This window comes from Amycolatopsis sp. lyj-346 (assembly GCF_046548975.1).
Classification (GTDB): domain Bacteria; phylum Actinomycetota; class Actinomycetes; order Mycobacteriales; family Pseudonocardiaceae; genus Amycolatopsis.
In genome coordinates this window covers 279,444-294,874 of the sequence record NZ_JAJPWT010000004.1, presented here as the reverse complement: position 1 = coordinate 294,874, position 15,431 = coordinate 279,444, and the positions used below count along the sequence as shown (strand labels likewise).

The following is a 15,431-nucleotide window of genomic DNA, read 5'->3' as shown; positions in this document are numbered from 1 at the left end:
CTGTGTCTTGTGGGGGCGCAGCCCCCACACCCCGCCCGGGGGCAAGCCCCCGGACCCCCCGGTCGTGGTCACCTTGACCGGAACCGCCTGACCGGGGGGCCAGGCGGGCCTTACAGAACCGCGCGGAGGCGGTCGGCGATCGTGCCGATCCGGCCCAGGACGCCGTTGACGAACCGCGGCGAGTCGTCCGTGGACAGTTCCTTCGCCAGGCCGACGGCCTCGTCGATCGCGACCGGGTCCGGCACGTCCTCGGCCCAGAGCAGCTCGTAGACCCCGACCCGCAGCACCGCGAGGTCGACCTTCGGCATCCGCTCCAGGCTCCAGCCCTGCGCGTGCTCGGCCAGCAGCTCGTCGATCTGGGTCTTCCGGCTGGTCACGCCCTCGACCAGGCTGATCGTGTAGTCCGCGATCGGGTCGACCTCCGTCGCGCCGACCCGGTCGGCCAGCAGCGTCACCGCGTCGGTGTCGCGCTGCACGGCCTCGTACAGCATCTCGACCGCGCGGCGGCGCGCCTGACGGCGGCTGATCGCGCCGCCGCGGTTCGGGTGGGGTTTCGACGTCGGCATCAGCTGGAGACGCGGCCCAGGTAACGGCCGTCGCGGGTGTCGACCTTGATCTTCTCGCCGGTGGACAGGAACAGCGGGACCTGGATCTCCGCGCCGGTCTCCAGCGTCGCCGGCTTGGTGCCGCCGGTGGAGCGGTCGCCCTGCAGGCCCGGGTCGGTGTGCTGGACGACCAGCTCGACCGACGTCGGCAGCTCGACGTACAGCGGCTCGTTCTCGTGCACCGCGACCTGGACCTCGGTGTTCTCGAGCATGTAGTTGGCGTTGTCGCCGACGACCTCGGGCGGCACGGTGATCTGGTCGTAGGTGTCACCGTCCATGAACACGAAGTCCTGGCCCTCCTTGTAGAGGTAGGTCATGTTCCGGCGGTCCACCGTGGCCGTCTCGACCTTCGTGCCCGCGTTGAACGTCTTGTCGACCACCTTGCCGGTGAGCACGTGCTTGAGCGTCGTGCGCACGAAGGCGCCGCCCTTGCCCGGCTTGACGTGCTGGAACGCGGTGACGGTCCACAGCTGGCCCTCGAGGTTGAGGACGAGCCCGTTCTTCAGGTCGTTGGTCGTGGCCACGAGCTTGCAGTCTCCTGTGTCGAATCTTCGGGTTCGGGCCGCTGTCAGACGACCACGAGGTTCTTGGTGCTCAGGGTGAGGAGTTCGGGCTCCCCAGCCCGCACGACGAGCGTGTCCTCGATGCGCACGCCACCGCGCCCCGCCAGGTACACGCCGGGCTCGACGGTGACCGCCATACCGGCGGCCAGTGTACCGACGCCCGTCGCGGCGAAGCTGGGCGCCTCGTGGATCTGCAGGCCGACGCCGTGCCCGAGGCCGTGCGCGAAGTGCTCGCCGTGGCCCGCGTCCGCGATCACCGTCCGGGCCGCGGCGTCCACATCGGACACCTCGGTGCCCGGCACGACGGCGGCGACCCCGGCCGCCTGGGCCGCGTGCACGAGCGCGTAGACCTCCCGCTGCCAGTCCGCGGGTTCGCCGAGGACGAAGGTGCGGGTCATGTCGGAGTGGTAGCCGTCGACGGTGGCGCCGAAGTCCAGCTTGACGAAGTCACCGCGCTTGAGCTCGGCGTGCGTCGGCTGGTGGTGCGGGATCGCCGAGTGCGCGCCGGCCGCGACGATGGAGGCGAAGCTGGGTGCGGACGAGCCGTGCTCCAGCATCCGGTTCTCCAGGTCACGGGCGATTTCCAGCTCGGTCCGCCCGGGCCGCAGCCCCCCGGCGGCGACCAGGTCGTCCAGCGCCCGGTCGGCGGCGGCGCACGCCTGGCGCAGCGCCTCGATCTCGGCTTCGTCCTTGACCTCGCGCAGCTGCTCGACCAGGCCGGGGGTCCGCTTCAGGGGCACCCGCTGCCGGAGGGCTTCATAGGTCTCGACGCTGACGTGCTGGCTCTCGAACCCCAGCCGCCCGTAGGTCCCGGTGTCCTCGGCGACCCGGGCGACGAGGGCGGCGGCACTGGCCCGGTCGACGACGGTTTCGAGATCGGGCACCTCGGCGGCCGACTGGGTGGTGTAGCGGCCGTCGGTGCAGAAGAGCGTCTTGTCGTCGCCGCCGGCGTGCAGGAGCACGGCGGCGTTCGAACCGGTGAACCCGGTCAGGTAGCGGATGTTGAGCAGATCGGTGACCAGCAGCGCATCGACACCGGCACCGGTCAGGAGCCCGCGCAGCGCGGCACGACGTCGTCCATGGGTTTCGGGCACCCGGCCAGCCTAGTTCCTCGGTGGCTCAGTGACTCGCCAGTAGGCGGCCTACACTCCGCAGGATGAGCACCTGGGTGATCCGCGGACTGGTGATGGCGGTGCTGCACGGCGTGGCGTTGACCCTGCTGGCCAAGTACGCCGTGTACCACCCGACCGAGCAGACCCTGGCGGTGTCGCTGACGTTGGCGGTCCTGGTCGGCGCGGCGGCGCTGTGGGCGGCACTCGACGCCTGGCGAGGGGTCCCCGACGGCGGCCGGGCGTGGTTCATCGCGGCGCTGGTGGCGGGGGTCGTCTCGGGCATCCTGTACGTGATCGGACGCGCGGTGTTCGTCGACCAGACGGGGGTCTCGGAACTGGGCGGCGCCCTCACCGGCGGAGCGGCGTTCTCGGCGCTGCTGGTGCTGGTCCCGGCCGGGCTGGGGCTGTTCGTCGGAGGGCGGATCAGCCGTCCCCGGCCGGTCGAGGAGGACGAGCCGCGGGAGACGCCTTCGCCACGGCCTCGGCGGCCTCGGCGGCTTCAGGAACCCCGCGGGTAACCCCGCTTCACCCGGCCAGTGCGGGACCCGGCCGGTAACCGTCCCACCGGGCATCGGTCACCGGGTGCGGTGCCGACGCGTTGCCCGCCGCGACCAGCGGGTCCGGGATCGGCCACAGCCGGTGGTCGTCGAGGACCATCGCGAGCCCGCGGCCCGGCGCCTGGACCGCCTCGGCCCCCGAGCGCAGCCGGGCCGTCACCGGCAGGACCGCCACCTCCGGCGGCGCCTTCTCCAGCAGCTCGCCCGCCAGGGCCGCGGCGACCGCGCGCCGGTCGATGCGGACCCGCTGCCCCGCGCGGACCAGGTCCATCGTCCGCTCCGGCGACGGCATCGTGACCCCGTCGAACGTCGCGGCCACCCGGTCGGGGTTCGCGCAGGCCTGGGTGCCCAGCAGGTCCAGCCCGAAGTGCCGCAGGTCGGTGGGGGCGCCGGCGCCGCCGAGGCCGGTCGCGCGCACGAGGTCGAACGGCACCCGGTCGCACGGGCCGGCCGACGACAGGGGCGCGTGCCCGTCGGCGCGGCGCACCAGTCCCGGCCCTTCCCGCCACGGACCGGGCACGACCACGGGCTGGAACGGGTGCTCGGTGAAGTCCGCGGTCCAGAACGTCAGCGTCGTCCCGCCGTCGGTCTCGTGCGCGACGACGAACGCGGCGAGCGCGCCCACCCACATCAGGTCCGCGCTGAACCCGTCGACGACCGACCGGGCCCGCGGCGCCGAGGTCGACGCCACCGGCACGAACCCGCCGACGTCCAGGGCCTGCACACCCGACCCGAACGCCGGGTCGCGCGAGCGGAGCACGAACTGCCCCGCGCCGTTGGTGCCCGCGGCGCGGCCGGTGGTGTCGGTGAACATCAGGTAGAACCAGCCGTCGAGGTGGACGACCGACGGTTGCCCGGCGCCGTAGACGTTCGCGCGGTGCACGTCGTGCGACGGCCCGAGGATCGGCCGCCCGCCGGCCGCGCGGGTCCAGTGGATCCCGTCGGTGCTGGTCGCGAGCCCGATCGAGTTGCCGAGCGCGTGGTCCCCGGCCGCGCCGGTGTAGTACAGGTAGTACGTCGAGCCGACGCGCAGCACGGACGGATCGCAGGTGTGCATGCCGTCGAACTGCCCGGGCGCCCCGGAGAACACGGCGGCGGGGATCCCGCCCCCGGGCCCGGCGAACGGCCCGTCCAGCGACTGCGCCTGTGCGTAGAGGATGTCGTCCCCGGCGGGCCCGGCACCCCCGTACTGGCTGCACCACCACATCCGGGTCTGCCCCCGGTCGAGCATCACGGACGGACCGTAGTTGTAGACGGCATCGGCCCCACCGGCGGCGATGACACCGCCACTCTGCCGGGGGTCACCCGAAGCGAGTTTGACGTCGGTGGGCCGCGGCGGCGCGGCGGTCTTCCCGCCCGCGATCGCCGGCTGCTCCCCCGCCGCCTGGGGTTGGGCGTAACCCTGGGTACAGCCCGCGAGCACCAGCCCCGCCAGCACACTGGCGAGGAAGGCACGAGCGGGTCGCCGACCCCCACGACGAAACGGGTGCACGGCATCGGAGTGTAGCGAGGGACCTCACCCGTCCGAGCGACCCTCACCCGTCCGAGCGAGCGCGCTCCTGTTCGATGCTGCCGCGGCTCCGAACGTCATGAACGACTCTTCGTGACGTCGGACGCCATGAAGAGCCGTTCATGACACCGGCGGCCCGGCCACGGCAACCAGTTCGACCTCGAACCCGGCCTCGTTCTCCAGGTACGCCGCGTAGTGCGCGGGCCCGCCCGCGTACGGGTACCGGTCCGCGAACAACGGTCGCCACCCGTGGTCGGCCGCGCGCTCGGCCAGCTCATCGACCTGTGCCCGGCTTCCCACGTGCAGCGCCAGGTGGTTCAGGCCCGGCCGCGTGCGGTCGTGGTCCGCCGCGCCCAGTGCCGGTGAAGCTTCGACCACCAGGTACGTGCCGCCGAGCCGCCAGCTGACTCCCGCCGGCCAGCGCTGGAACTCGCGCCAGCCGAGCTCGCCGAGCAGCCAGCCCCAGCTGCGCTCGGCTCCGGCGAGGTCCGGCACCCACAGCTCGATGTGGTGCGGCCGCCCGTGCACCGCGGGCAGCGCCACCAGCACGCGGTGCAGGTCGCCGTAGTGCACGCCGCTGCCGACGTCGAGGAAACCCAGGCGCCCGGCCACCTTCCGGCTCGCCGCGTTCCGCTCGTGGACCAGCGCCCACACCGCCGGGAGGCCGAGCGTGCCGAGCCCGTGGTCCAGCACCGCCCGGACGGCCTCGGTGGCCAGGCCCTGCCCCGCGTGCGCGCTCGCCACGTAATAACCCAGCTCGGCCACCCCGCCCGGCAGCTCCGACGACGGACGCAGGTGCGCGACGCCGATCACCTCGCCGTCGCGCTCGATCACCCAGTGGCCCTGGCCGGCCGGGCCGCGGTAGGCCAGGCGGCGGTCCACCATCGCGCCCGCCACGGCCGGGTCGGCGAAGTCCGCGGCGAAGTACCGGCTCATCTCCGGGTCGGCGAACACCTTCACCACGGCTTCGCGGTCGGTCCCGGCCAGCGGCCGCAGCGTCAGCCGCGGAGTGCTCAGCGCGGGCAGGGTCATCCCGCGTGGGTGGCGAGCCAGCGCAGGGCGAGCGGGTAGCCGTCCACGCCGAGGCCCGCGATCACGGCCGTCGCGATGTCCGACAGCACGCTGTGGTGCCGGAATTCCTCCCGCTTGTGCACGTTCGAAATGTGCAGCTCGATCAGCGGCGCGGTCAGCTGCGCCGCGGCGTCGCGCACCGCGATCGAGTAGTGCGTCCACGCGCCGGCGTTGAGGACCACCGGGTGGCCGCCGTCGGCGGCTTCGTGCAGCCAGCCGACCAGCTCGCCCTCGTGGTCGGTCTGGCGGACCTCGACCTCGATCCCCAGCTCGTCGCCGGCCTTGACGCACAGCGCCGCGAGGTCGTCGTGGGTGGTCGAACCGTAGACCGACGGCTCGCGCTTGCCGAGCCGGCCGAGGTTGGGTCCGTTGAACACGAACGCCTTCACAGCAGAACGCTCCCGCTGCTGCTCTTCGCCTCCGCCGCGATCGCCGAGTACGCGGCCGCGAGCAGCGCCGGGTCCGGGCCCTCCAGCCGGCCGGGCCTGGCGAGGCCGTCGAGGACGACGAACCGCAGCGCCCCGGATCGGGTCTTCTTGTCGCCCTTCATGGTGTCCAGCAGCTGCGGCAGCGCGTCGGCGTCGTACGTCGTCGGCAGGCCGATCAGCTTCAGCACCGAAGCGTGGCGCTCGGCCGTGGCGTCGTCGAGCCGCCCGGCCAGCCGGGCCAGCTCGGCGGCGAACACCAGTCCGACGCTGACCGCGGCGCCGTGCCGCCACCGGTACCGCTCGCGGCGCTCGATGGCGTGGCCGAGGGTGTGGCCGTAGTTGAGGATCTCGCGCAGGTCGGACTCGCGCAGGTCGGCGGCCACGACGCCGGCCTTCACCCGGATCGACCGCCGGACCAGCTCGGCCAGGACGTCGCCGGCCGGGTCGAGCGCACCCGCCGGGTCGGCCTCGATCAGCTCGAGGATCCGCGGATCGGCGATGAAGCCGGTCTTGACGACCTCGGCCATCCCGGCGACGAGCTCGTTGCGCGGGAGCGTCTCCAGCGTCGCGAGGTCGACGAAGACCGCGCTCGGCTCGTGGAACACCCCGACGAGGTTCTTGCCGGCCTCGGTGTTGATGCCGGTCTTGCCGCCGACCGAGGCGTCGACCATGCCCAGCAGCGTCGTCGGCACGTTGACCAGCCGGACCCCGCGCATCCACGTGCCCGCGACGAACCCGGCGAGGTCGGTGACCGCGCCGCCGCCGAGGCCGACCACGGCGCCGCGGCGGTCCAGCCCGATCCGGCCGAGCACCTCCCAGCAGAAGCCCGCGACGGTCAGCGCCTTGCCGTCCTCGGCGTCCGGGATCTCGACGCGGTGGGCGTCGAGGCCCGCCGCGGTCAGCTCGTCGCGGACGGCCTCGGCCGTGGCGGTCAGCGTCGGCGGGTGGATCAGCGCGATCTTCGAAGCGCCGGCCAGGTGCTCGGCGAGGTCGCCGAGCAGGCCGCGCCCGACCACGACGTCGTAGGGCTGGGCGGTGGCGACCGGGATGCGCACCGGATCGGACTGCGCCGGTTCGGACACGGGGAAACTCACTCCTTGGCTTCGGCGGGAGCGGCGAGCTCCGCCACGAGGTGCGCGACGATGTCGGGGGGCGTCCGGTCGTCGGTGACGATCTCGACGGTGGCGACCGCGCGGTAGACGGGTACCCGCTCGTCGAGCAGTTTCTTGAAGGTGGCGCGGGGGTTCACCCCGGCCAGCAGCGGCCGTGCGGAGGACAGCCCGGTGCGCTGCACCCCCGCGGCCAGGCCGACGTTGAGGAACACGACGGTGTGCTCGGCCAGCCGCGCCCGCGTGCCGGGCGTGAGCGGCGCCCCGCCGCCGAGGGAAAGTACGCCGTCGTGCTCCGCCAGCGCCGTGGCGACCGCTTCTTCTTCCAGCGCGCGGAAGGCGGGTTCCCCGTCTTCCGCGAAGATGTCGGAGATGCTGCGCCCGGTGCGCGCGACGATGTCGTCGTCACTGTCCCGGAACGTGACGCCGAGGGCGGCCGCCAGCAGCGGCCCGACCGTGCTCTTGCCCGAGCCGGGCGGCCCGACGATCACCGCGCGCGGACTCACCACCGCTCCTCGAGGGCCTTGAGGTAAGCCTCGGCGTTGCGCTTGCTCTCGGCGAGCGAGTCGCCGCCGAACTTCTCGAGCGCGGCGTCGGCGAGGATCAGCGCCACCACCGATTCCAGCACGACCCCGGCGCGGGGCACCGCGCAGACGTCGGACCGCTGGTGGATGGCCACCGCGGGCTCACCGGTCTTGACGTCTACTGTGGACAGTGCTTTGGGGACGGTCGAAATCGGCTTCATGGCCACGCGGACGCGCAGCGGCTCGCCGTTGGTGATGCCACCTTCCAGGCCGCCCGCGCGGTTGGACCGGCGGGTGACGCCGACCGGGCCGGTGCCGCGGTCGATCTCGTCGTGCGCCTGGCTGCCCCAGCGGCGTGCGGTCGTGAAGCCGTCACCGACCTCGACGCCCTTCATCGCCTGGACGCCCATGAGCGCGCCGGCCAGCCGCGCGTCGAGCCGTCGGTCCCAGTGGACGTGGGAGCCCAGGCCCGGCGGGAGGCCGTAGGCGAGGACCTCGATCACGCCACCGACGGTGTCGCCCGCCTTCCGCACGGCGTCGACCTCGGCGACCATCGCGTCCGTGCCCTCCTGACTGAAGGCGCGAACCGGGCTCTCGTCGATGGACGGCAGGTCGGCGGCGACGGGCAGCGGGCCTTCGGGCGCGTCGGCACCGCCGATCGAGACGACGTGGCTGAGGATTTCGACGCCGAGCAGCTGCTTGAGGAAGTTGCGCGCGACGGTGCCGAGCGCGGTCCGCGACGCCGTCTCGCGGGCACTCGCGCGCTCGAGGACGGGACGGGCCTCGTCGAAGCCGTACTTCTGCATGCCGGGCAGGTCCGCGTGGCCGGGGCGGGGACGGGTGAGCGGTTCGTTGCGCGCGAGACCTTCGAGGATCTGGGGGTCGACCGGGTCGGCCGCCATGACCTGCTCCCACTTGGGCCACTCGGCGTTCTCGATCTGCACCGCGACCGGGCCGCCCTGGGTGAGGCCGTGGCGGACGCCGCCGAGGAACTCGATGTGGTCGGTCTCGAAGCCCATCCGCGGGCTGCGGCCGAAGCCGAGGCGCCGCCGGGCCAGCTGCTCGGTGACGTCGGCGGTGGTGACGGCAACGCCCGCGGGCATCCCTTCGAGCACGGCGGCCAGCGCGGGTCCGTGCGATTCACCTGCGGTGATCCAGCGCAACATGGGCTCAATCCTGTCACGGACGCGCCGCGGGCCGGGACACGCCTCCGGTCATCCGCACGGGGCAAGAACGCACGCGGCCGAAGAGCGCGTGGCGCCGGTCACGCCGACGGCGGCCAGGGCGACGGTGAGGGCGGCGGAAGGGTCGGCCGGCGTGCCGGGACGGTCGGTTCGCGTGCCCGGAGGGTCGGCCCACGTGACTGCAGAGTCGACTCGCGTGATTCAAGAGTCGACTCGCGCACCCGGACGGTCGGCCCGCGTACCCAGAGCGTCGGCCCGCGTACCCAGAGGGTCGACCAGCGTGACTGGAGGCGGAACTCGCGTGACTGAGGCCGGAACTCGCGTGATTGGGAGCGGAACTCGCGTGACTGGGGGCGGAACTCGCGTGACTGGGGGCGGGACTTGGGTGATGGGGGGTGGGACTTGGGTGATGGGGTGGGTGGCTCATCCGGGGCCCCCTGCGGTCCGGATGAGCCACCGGTCTCACAGGGTCAGCCGGAGCAGGGGCAGGCCGGTGGCCAAGCGGATCTCCAGGGCGGCCAGGTCCGGTGTCTTGAGCGCCGTGCCGATGGACAGGCGGGCGGTGTTGTCCGGGACCGCCTTCCACGTGGCCAGCTGCGTCTCGGCGCCGGACCGCGAGATCGCCACGAGGAGGTACTCGCCGCCGCTGCGGCCGCCCGTGTAGCTGCACGACATGTCGACCTGCGTGCCCCAGTCGAACGCCGCCAGGCGGGCGTCCGCGCGGACCGGGAACTGGCCCAGCGCCGTCATCGCCACCGAAGGGGGTGAAGCCGGCGACGGCCAGGCCGTCACCACGCCCAAGGCGACGCAGGCCGCCACCGCCACCGCCACCGACCCCGTCGTCACCGCGAACCGGATCCGGCGGCCGCGCCGGACGCGGCGGAGCACCGACGGCAGCAGGTCCGGCGGGGGCGGTCCGGCGTCCGGAACGGCCGTCGGGGCGTCGACCCTGGCCAGCAGCCCGGGCAGGCCCGCCAGCTCGCGGACCGAAGCCGCGCACCGGTCGCACGTCCGCAGGTGCTCCTCGAAGCGCTGCCGGTCCTCGGGGGCGAGCGCCCCCAGCACGTACGCGGCGTCGAACGCCGCGAAGGGGTCCTCGCTCACTGGGTCACTCCCCTCTCCTCGAGCACCAGGCGAAGCGCGCGCAACGCGTAGTGCGTGCGCGACTTGACCGTCCCTTCGGCCACGCCCAGCTTCAGCGCCGCGTCGGCGACCGAATAGCCCTGGAAGTAGCACAGCAGCAACACCTGGCGGTGCCGTTCCGACAATTCGGCCAGCGCCTCGGCGACCAGCCAGCCCTGCACCGCGCGGTCGCTGCCGTCGGCGACCACGCGGTCCGGCGGCCGGTCGGTCGTCACCTCCGACCGGGCCGACGCCGACCGCCAGCCGTCGATGGCGATCCGCCGGGCGACGGTGAACAGCCACGCCCGCGCCGAGCCCTGCGACTGGTCCAGCACCGACGGCGACCGCCAGGCCCGCAGCAGCGTCTCCTGGACGACGTCCTCGGCCCGGATCCGGTCACCGGAGGTCAGGTGCAGGGCGTAGGACCACAGCGCGGCCGCGTGTTCCTCGTGCAGCGCGCGCATGAGCGCCTCTTCGGCGACGTCCTTCACCGGACGGCCTCAGGCCGCCGCGCGGCGCCGGTCCTTCACGAACAGCAGCGCGAGGCCACCCACGATGCAAACCGCCTCGGTGATGACGCCCCAGTACTCCGGCTGGCTGTTGAACTGGTCGTGGTTGCCCATGAACCCGACCGTCGCGGCCAGCACGTACGCGCCGAGCGTCAGCGCCCCGAAGCCGACCGCGCCCAGCGCGGGCAGCCAGTGCCGCCACGCGAGGACCGCGATGGCCAGCACCAGCCCGGCGATCGCGTCGAGCAGGAACAGCGTCCCGGTCAGTCCGGGGTAGTCCTGCGTCCACAAGAAGTAGTGCACGCCCGCCGAGCCGAGCAGCGCGGCCGCCACGACGATGCGTAGAACCCAGTTCACCATGATCGTTCCTCCACTCCACACCCACTCCGGTACATACACGGAGCAGGGGGCGATCCGGTTCACCGGGAATTGAACCGAACGGGTGGCGATCTCGTTACTTGGGGCATGACAGCCGAACTGCACTCCCGCCGCACCGTCCTGTCCACGGGTGCCGCCGTCGCCGGTGCCGCCGTCGGCGCCGTCGCCCTCACCGCCTGCTCGTCGGAGCCGAACGGCAAATCGGGCACCGCGCAGGCCCCGATCGCCGCCGGAACGCCGCTGGTCGCGCTCGCCGAGGTCCCGGTCGGGGAGGCGAAGGCGGCGAAGGCCCCGGACGGTTCCGACGTGATCGTGGTCCGGACGTCCGACTCGGCCGCCGCCGCGTTCAGCGCCGTGTGCACGCACCAGGGCTGCACGGTCACCCCGAAGGGCGCCGACCTGGTCTGCCCGTGCCACAACTCGGTGTTCAACGCGCTCACCGGCGAGGTCAAGCAGGGCCCGGCGAACAAGCCGCTGCCGAGCGTGCCGGTCAAGGTCGAGAACGGGCAGGTCGTCACCGGCTGACGAGCCGGACGCGGGAACGGGCCCTGGTGGATCACCGTCCACCAGGGCCCGTTCGCGTGCCACGGAGGACTCAGGCGTCCCAGGCGAACAACCGGTCGCCGGCGGCGACTTCGCGCTCGGTGTCCAAACCGGACAAAACCTCCGCCGACGCGTCCAGCGCGACGACCGGGACGATCGCCGAGTAGCCCGCCGCGGTCACCGCCTCGGGGTCCCAGCTGACGATCGGCTGGCCGGCCCGCACCTGCTCGCCCTTGACGACGTGCAGCGTGAAGCCCTCGCCCTTCTCCTTGACCGTGTCGATGCCCAGGTGGACCAGCACGGCCTTGCCGTCCTCGGTCGCGACGACGTAGGCGTGCGGGTGCAGCGTCGCCACCGTGCCGTCGACCGGCGCGACCGCGTCCGACCGGCCACCCGCGGGCTGCACCGCGATGCCCGGGCCCACCATGGCCTGCGCGAACACCGGGTCGGGGACCTCGGTGATCGGCACCACGCGCCCGGCGACCGGGCTGAGGATGTCGAACGTCACAGCAGGTCCTCGATGTCGCTGGCGATGGTGTCCGCCTCCGGCCCGACGATCACCTGCAGGGCCGTCGACCCCATCTTGACCACGCCCATCGCACCGGCCTTCTTCAGCGCGCCCTCGTTGACGAGACTCATGTCCTCGACCTCGCAGCGCAGCCGCGTGATGCAGCCCTCGACCTCGGTGAGGTTGCCCGCGCCGCCGAGTGCCGCGAGGATCTTTTCGGGCCTGTCATCCGCCATCGCGGTCTCCTTGCTCACTGTTTGTTCCCAACCTGACGCGAACCGCGTGTCCACCTGTACTACGCCGATCGTCGGCATGCACCCCGCCGCGGGCCACGAACGGATAACGGTGGTTGACACCCGTCCGCGCGGCGGAGCATCCTGCCCCATCAGATCATTGGTCTAGACCGGAACGTACCAATGTTCCGGACCGGACGCGAGCACCGGTCCCCCGGTGAAGCGAGAACGAGGAGGGTGACGCCGATGAGCGCGGCCGCGCACGTCCCGCCACCCGACCGGGTCGTCAACGGGCCCACGCCCAAGCACGCCCAGCTGCGGGAGATCCTCCGCCGCACGGTGGAGCGCGAGCTCCCGCCGGGTGCGCCGATCCCGTCGGAACGCGAGCTGGCCCAGCGCTACGGCGTGTCGCGGCTCACGGTCCGGTCGGCGATCGGCAAGCTGGTCGAGGAGGGCCTGCTCGCCCGGGTCCGCGGCAAGGGCACGTTCACCGCGGCCCGGCGGATGGAGCTGCAGCTCTACCTGATGTCGTTCACCGACGACATGCGGAGGCGGGGGCTGACCCCGACGACCGAGGTGGTCTCGGCGGCCACCGCGGTGCCGCCCACCGCCTCGGCACACGCCCTCGGCCTGGCCGAGGGTGCGTCCGCGCACCACCTGGTGCGGTTGCGCCACGCCGACGGCGTGCCACTGGCCGTCGAGCGCGGCTGGTACCACGCGGGCCGGGCCCCCGGCCTGCTCGGGCTCGACCTGACCCAGTCCATCTACGCGCAGCTGGCCGAGACGTACGGTGTGCGTCCCGACCAGGCGTGGCAGACGGTCTGGGCCGAAGGCGCGGACCGCGAGACCGCGCGGCTGCTCGGCATGCGTGCCGGCAGCCCGCTGCTCGTGTTCCGGCGGGTCTCCCGCGCAGGCGGCGACCCCATCGAAGACATCACGTCCTGGTACCGGGGAGATCACTACCAGGTGACCATGCAGTTGGACCGGAACACCCCGGAACCCGGTCAACCACCCCACTATGGAGGATCCAGATGAGCTCCACCACCGCGGAGGGGGCGAAGAAGAGCGGCAGCGGTCTCGCCGGTCTTCAGCGCTTCGGCCGTAGCCTCATGCTCCCCATCGCCGTGCTCCCGGCGGCGGGCATCCTGCTCCGGTTCGGGCAGGACGACATGCTCGGCAAGGACGGCCTCGGCTGGAACAAGGTCGCCTCGGTGCTGGGCGCCGCGGGCGGCACACTGTTCAACTGGCTGCCGCTGCTGTTCGCGGTCGGCATCGCCGTCGGCTTCGCCAAGAAGGGCGACGGCTCGACCGCCGTCGCGGCGGTCGTCGGCTTCTTCGTCTTCAGCTCCGTCGTCCAGGTGTTCGCGCCGCTGAGCGACCTGCCCGGCTACAAGGCGGGCGCGACCGAGCTGGCGCCGATCAAGTGGCCGTACTCGGTGCTCGCCGGTGTCGTGGTCGGCGTCGTGGCGGCGTTGCTGTGGCAGAAGTACCACCGCATCAAGCTGCCCGCCTACCTGGCGTTCTTCGGCGGCCGCCGCTTCGTGCCGATCATCACCGCGGGCGTCATGGTGATCCTCGGCGTGCTCTTCGGCCTGGTCTTCCACTGGGTCAACAGCGGCATCGAGGCCGCCGGCGACGCGGTCACCGCCTCCCCGATCGTCGGTGGCGGCATCTACGGCGCGCTGAACCGCCTGCTCATCCCGGTCGGTCTGCACCAGCTGCTGAACGTCCCCGTCTGGTTCATCTTCGACGGCGGCGACATCAACAACTTCGTCGCGGGCAAGATGTCGGCGGGTGCGTTCACCACCGGCTTCTTCCCGATCTTCATGTTCGCGCTGCCCGCCGCCGCCCTCGCCATCTGGCAGACGGCCCGCCCGGCGCAGAAGAAGGTCGTCGGCGGCGTGATGATCGCCGGTGCGCTGACCTCCTTCCTCACCGGTGTCACCGAGCCGATCGAGTTCTCGTTCATGTTCGTCGCGTGGCCGCTGTATCTGTTCCACGCGATCATGACCGGCACCTCGCTGGCGATCTGCAACGCGCTGGACATCCACCAGAGCTTCAACTTCTCGGCGGGCGCGATCGACTACCTGCTCAACTTCGGCGCCCCGGCGGCGCAGAAGCCGTGGCTGCTGATCCCGATCGGGCTCGTCTACGCGGTGATCTACTACGTGGTGTTCCGCTTCGCGATCACCAAGTGGAACCTGCGCACGCCGGGCCGCGAGGACGACTCGATCGAAGCCGACCTCGACCGCACCGCCGCCGCGTAACATCCGACCCGACGAAACCCCGTAGCGAGAGGACGAACATGCCGGAGAAACGCGTCGCCGTGGCCAGCAAGGTGGGGCTGCACGCCCGGCCGGCCGCGCTGGTGGCGAAGGCGGCCGCGGCGCAGCCCGTCCCGGTGCAGATCGCCAAGGCCGGCGGGAACCCGGTGGCCGCCGGCAGCGTGCTCAACCTGATGACACTGGCCGCCGGCTACGGCGACGAGGTCGTCATCAGCGCCGAGGGCGAGGGCGCCGAGGAGGCCGTGGAAGCGGTCGCCCAGCTGGTCGCCACCGACCTCGACGCCTGACGAACACCCCCTTGCGAAGGCCTTCGCACCGGCTCCCCGACAGCCGGTGCGAAGGCCTTCGCGGCGTTTCGTAGGCTGGCCGCATGGAGAGCGTGCGCCTGATCGACGAGTGGCCCGTGGACAACGCCGCGACGGCCGTGGTGACGGCGGACGGGAGCGTCGCCGGCCGCCACGGCGACCCGGCGCGGAAGTTCCGGCTGGCCTCGGTCTCCAAGCCGCTGACCGCCTACGCCGCGCTCATCGCGGTCGAGGAGGGCGTCGTCGAGCTCGACACGCCGGCCGGGCCCGAGGGCTCGACCGTGCGGCACCTGCTGGCCCACATCTCCGGGCTCGCCTTCGACGCGCACAAGGCGATGGCCGCGCCGGGCACGCGGCGCCTGTACTCCAACGCCGGGTTCGAGCAGCTGGCCGACGCGCTGGCCGAGCACTCCGGCATCCCCTTCGCGCAGTACCAGGCGGAGGCGCTGTTCGCGCCGCTCGGCATGACTTCGACGGCGCTGGAGGGCTCGCCCGCGGCCGGCGCGGTGTCCACTGTGGACGATCTGGCCGCCTTCGCCGCCGAGCTGCAGGCCCCCAAGCTGCTGGACCCGGCCACCGTGGCCGAAGCGACGAACGTCGTGTTCCCCGGCCTTTCCGGCGTGCTGCCCGGCTTCGGGCACCAGAAGCCCAACGACTGGGGACTCGGCTTCGAGATCCGCGACCACAAGAGCCCGCACTGGACCGGCGCACGCAGCTCGCCGCGGACGTTCGGCCACTTCGGCCAGTCGGGCACGTTCCTCTGGGTCGACCCCAGCGCAGGCGCGGCCTGCGTCGCCCTCACCGACCGCGCCTTCGGCCCGTGGGCCGCCGAAGCCTGGCCCCGCTACACCGACGCCGTCCTGGCGGAACTCGGCGCGTGACGCG

The 15,431-nt window shown here is 72.7% G+C and carries 20 protein-coding genes; 6 read left to right on the top strand and 14 right to left on the bottom strand.

Going from position 1 to position 15,431, the window contains the following annotated elements; all coding sequences use genetic code 11:
- Nucleotides 1–110: 110 nt before the first annotated feature.
- The 3 genes from nusB to ACLJQE_RS16325 are packed head-to-tail and all read right to left on the bottom strand — an operon-like array spanning nucleotide 111 to nucleotide 2,262.
- Entirely contained in the window at nucleotides 111–566 is a 456-nt protein-coding gene (gene nusB / locus ACLJQE_RS16335; RefSeq protein ID WP_410640063.1) for a transcription antitermination factor NusB, read from the bottom strand.
- A complete protein-coding gene (gene efp, locus ACLJQE_RS16330) occupies nucleotides 566–1,129 on the bottom strand; it encodes an elongation factor P (RefSeq protein WP_410640062.1) in 564 nt (187 codons plus the stop codon). The genes nusB and efp overlap by 1 nt, the downstream gene beginning before the upstream one ends.
- A gap of 44 nt (nucleotides 1,130–1,173) precedes the next feature.
- On the bottom strand, nucleotides 1,174–2,262 hold the full coding sequence (locus ACLJQE_RS16325) for a M24 family metallopeptidase (protein ID WP_410640061.1): 1,089 nt from the start codon (nucleotides 2,260–2,262) through the stop codon (nucleotides 1,174–1,176).
- A 62-nt stretch (nucleotides 2,263–2,324) separates the two neighbouring features.
- Between ACLJQE_RS16325 and ACLJQE_RS16320 the strand changes: the two genes are divergently transcribed.
- Complete coding sequence (locus tag ACLJQE_RS16320; RefSeq protein WP_410640060.1) at nucleotides 2,325–2,798, top strand: B-4DMT family transporter; 474 nt, start codon at nucleotides 2,325–2,327, stop codon at nucleotides 2,796–2,798.
- 7 nt (nucleotides 2,799–2,805) lie between these two features.
- Here the strand turns inward: ACLJQE_RS16320 and ACLJQE_RS16315 are convergent, their stop codons facing one another.
- From ACLJQE_RS16315 to ACLJQE_RS16275, 9 genes are all read right to left on the bottom strand, one after another.
- The gene (locus tag ACLJQE_RS16315; RefSeq protein WP_410640059.1) at nucleotides 2,806–4,275 is read right to left on the bottom strand and encodes a beta-xylosidase; all 1,470 of its coding nucleotides are present in this window, start codon (nucleotides 4,273–4,275) and stop codon (nucleotides 2,806–2,808) included.
- Between the two features lie 192 nt (nucleotides 4,276–4,467).
- Entirely contained in the window at nucleotides 4,468–5,379 is a 912-nt protein-coding gene (locus ACLJQE_RS16310) for a GNAT family N-acetyltransferase (RefSeq protein ID WP_410640058.1), read from the bottom strand.
- Nucleotides 5,376–5,807 (bottom strand): type II 3-dehydroquinate dehydratase, encoded by a 432-nt coding sequence (aroQ, locus tag ACLJQE_RS16305; protein ID WP_410640057.1) that lies wholly within the window; start codon nucleotides 5,805–5,807, stop codon nucleotides 5,376–5,378. Before aroQ ends, ACLJQE_RS16310 begins: the two co-directional genes overlap by 4 nt.
- Nucleotides 5,804–6,928 carry a 3-dehydroquinate synthase gene (aroB, locus tag ACLJQE_RS16300; protein WP_410640056.1) on the bottom strand — a complete coding sequence of 375 codons (1,125 nt, stop codon included), beginning with the start codon at nucleotides 6,926–6,928 and terminating at the stop codon, nucleotides 5,804–5,806. The genes aroQ and aroB overlap by 4 nt, the downstream gene beginning before the upstream one ends.
- Nucleotides 6,929–6,936: 8 nt before the next feature.
- Nucleotides 6,937–7,461 carry a shikimate kinase gene (locus tag ACLJQE_RS16295; protein WP_410640055.1) on the bottom strand — a complete coding sequence of 175 codons (525 nt, stop codon included), beginning with the start codon at nucleotides 7,459–7,461 and terminating at the stop codon, nucleotides 6,937–6,939.
- Nucleotides 7,458–8,645: a chorismate synthase gene (gene aroC / locus ACLJQE_RS16290; protein WP_410640054.1), complete on the bottom strand. Its 1,188-nt coding sequence runs from the start codon at nucleotides 8,643–8,645 to the stop codon at nucleotides 7,458–7,460. Before aroC ends, ACLJQE_RS16295 begins: the two co-directional genes overlap by 4 nt.
- 480 nt (nucleotides 8,646–9,125) lie before the next feature.
- The gene (locus tag ACLJQE_RS16285; protein WP_410640053.1) at nucleotides 9,126–9,767 is read right to left on the bottom strand and encodes an anti-sigma factor family protein; all 642 of its coding nucleotides are present in this window, start codon (nucleotides 9,765–9,767) and stop codon (nucleotides 9,126–9,128) included.
- Nucleotides 9,764–10,276, bottom strand: coding sequence for a sigma-70 family RNA polymerase sigma factor (locus tag ACLJQE_RS16280; protein ID WP_410640052.1), 513 nt, complete (start codon nucleotides 10,274–10,276; stop codon nucleotides 9,764–9,766). Before ACLJQE_RS16280 ends, ACLJQE_RS16285 begins: the two co-directional genes overlap by 4 nt.
- Before the next feature lie 9 nt (nucleotides 10,277–10,285).
- The gene (locus tag ACLJQE_RS16275; protein WP_410640051.1) at nucleotides 10,286–10,654 is read right to left on the bottom strand and encodes a hypothetical protein; all 369 of its coding nucleotides are present in this window, start codon (nucleotides 10,652–10,654) and stop codon (nucleotides 10,286–10,288) included.
- Between the two features lie 105 nt (nucleotides 10,655–10,759).
- Between ACLJQE_RS16275 and ACLJQE_RS16270 the strand changes: the two genes are divergently transcribed.
- Nucleotides 10,760–11,197 (top strand): ubiquinol-cytochrome c reductase iron-sulfur subunit, encoded by a 438-nt coding sequence (locus ACLJQE_RS16270; RefSeq protein WP_410640050.1) that lies wholly within the window; start codon nucleotides 10,760–10,762, stop codon nucleotides 11,195–11,197.
- Between the two features lie 70 nt (nucleotides 11,198–11,267).
- Here ACLJQE_RS16270 and ACLJQE_RS16265 read toward each other — a convergent pair whose 3' ends face one another.
- Nucleotides 11,268–11,723, bottom strand: a complete 456-nt coding sequence (locus tag ACLJQE_RS16265) for a PTS glucose transporter subunit IIA (RefSeq protein WP_410640049.1) — start codon at nucleotides 11,721–11,723, stop codon at nucleotides 11,268–11,270.
- Complete coding sequence (locus tag ACLJQE_RS16260; RefSeq protein ID WP_410640048.1) at nucleotides 11,720–12,037, bottom strand: glucose PTS transporter subunit EIIB; 318 nt, start codon at nucleotides 12,035–12,037, stop codon at nucleotides 11,720–11,722. The genes ACLJQE_RS16265 and ACLJQE_RS16260 overlap by 4 nt, the downstream gene beginning before the upstream one ends.
- Before the next feature lie 165 nt (nucleotides 12,038–12,202).
- Between ACLJQE_RS16260 and ACLJQE_RS16255 the strand changes: the two genes are divergently transcribed.
- The 4 genes from ACLJQE_RS16255 (at nucleotide 12,203) to ACLJQE_RS16240 (ending at nucleotide 15,427) form a co-directional block, all read left to right on the top strand.
- Nucleotides 12,203–12,991, top strand: a complete 789-nt coding sequence (locus tag ACLJQE_RS16255; RefSeq protein ID WP_410640047.1) for a GntR family transcriptional regulator — start codon at nucleotides 12,203–12,205, stop codon at nucleotides 12,989–12,991.
- On the top strand, nucleotides 12,988–14,223 hold the full coding sequence (locus ACLJQE_RS16250; RefSeq protein WP_410640046.1) for a PTS transporter subunit EIIC: 1,236 nt from the start codon (nucleotides 12,988–12,990) through the stop codon (nucleotides 14,221–14,223). The genes ACLJQE_RS16255 and ACLJQE_RS16250 overlap by 4 nt, the downstream gene beginning before the upstream one ends.
- A gap of 38 nt (nucleotides 14,224–14,261) precedes the next feature.
- Nucleotides 14,262–14,528, top strand: coding sequence for an HPr family phosphocarrier protein (locus tag ACLJQE_RS16245; RefSeq protein WP_410640044.1), 267 nt, complete (start codon nucleotides 14,262–14,264; stop codon nucleotides 14,526–14,528).
- 83 nt (nucleotides 14,529–14,611) lie between these two features.
- Nucleotides 14,612–15,427, top strand: coding sequence for a serine hydrolase domain-containing protein (locus ACLJQE_RS16240; RefSeq protein WP_410640043.1), 816 nt, complete (start codon nucleotides 14,612–14,614; stop codon nucleotides 15,425–15,427).
- The last annotated feature ends 4 nt before the right edge of the window (nucleotides 15,428–15,431 follow it).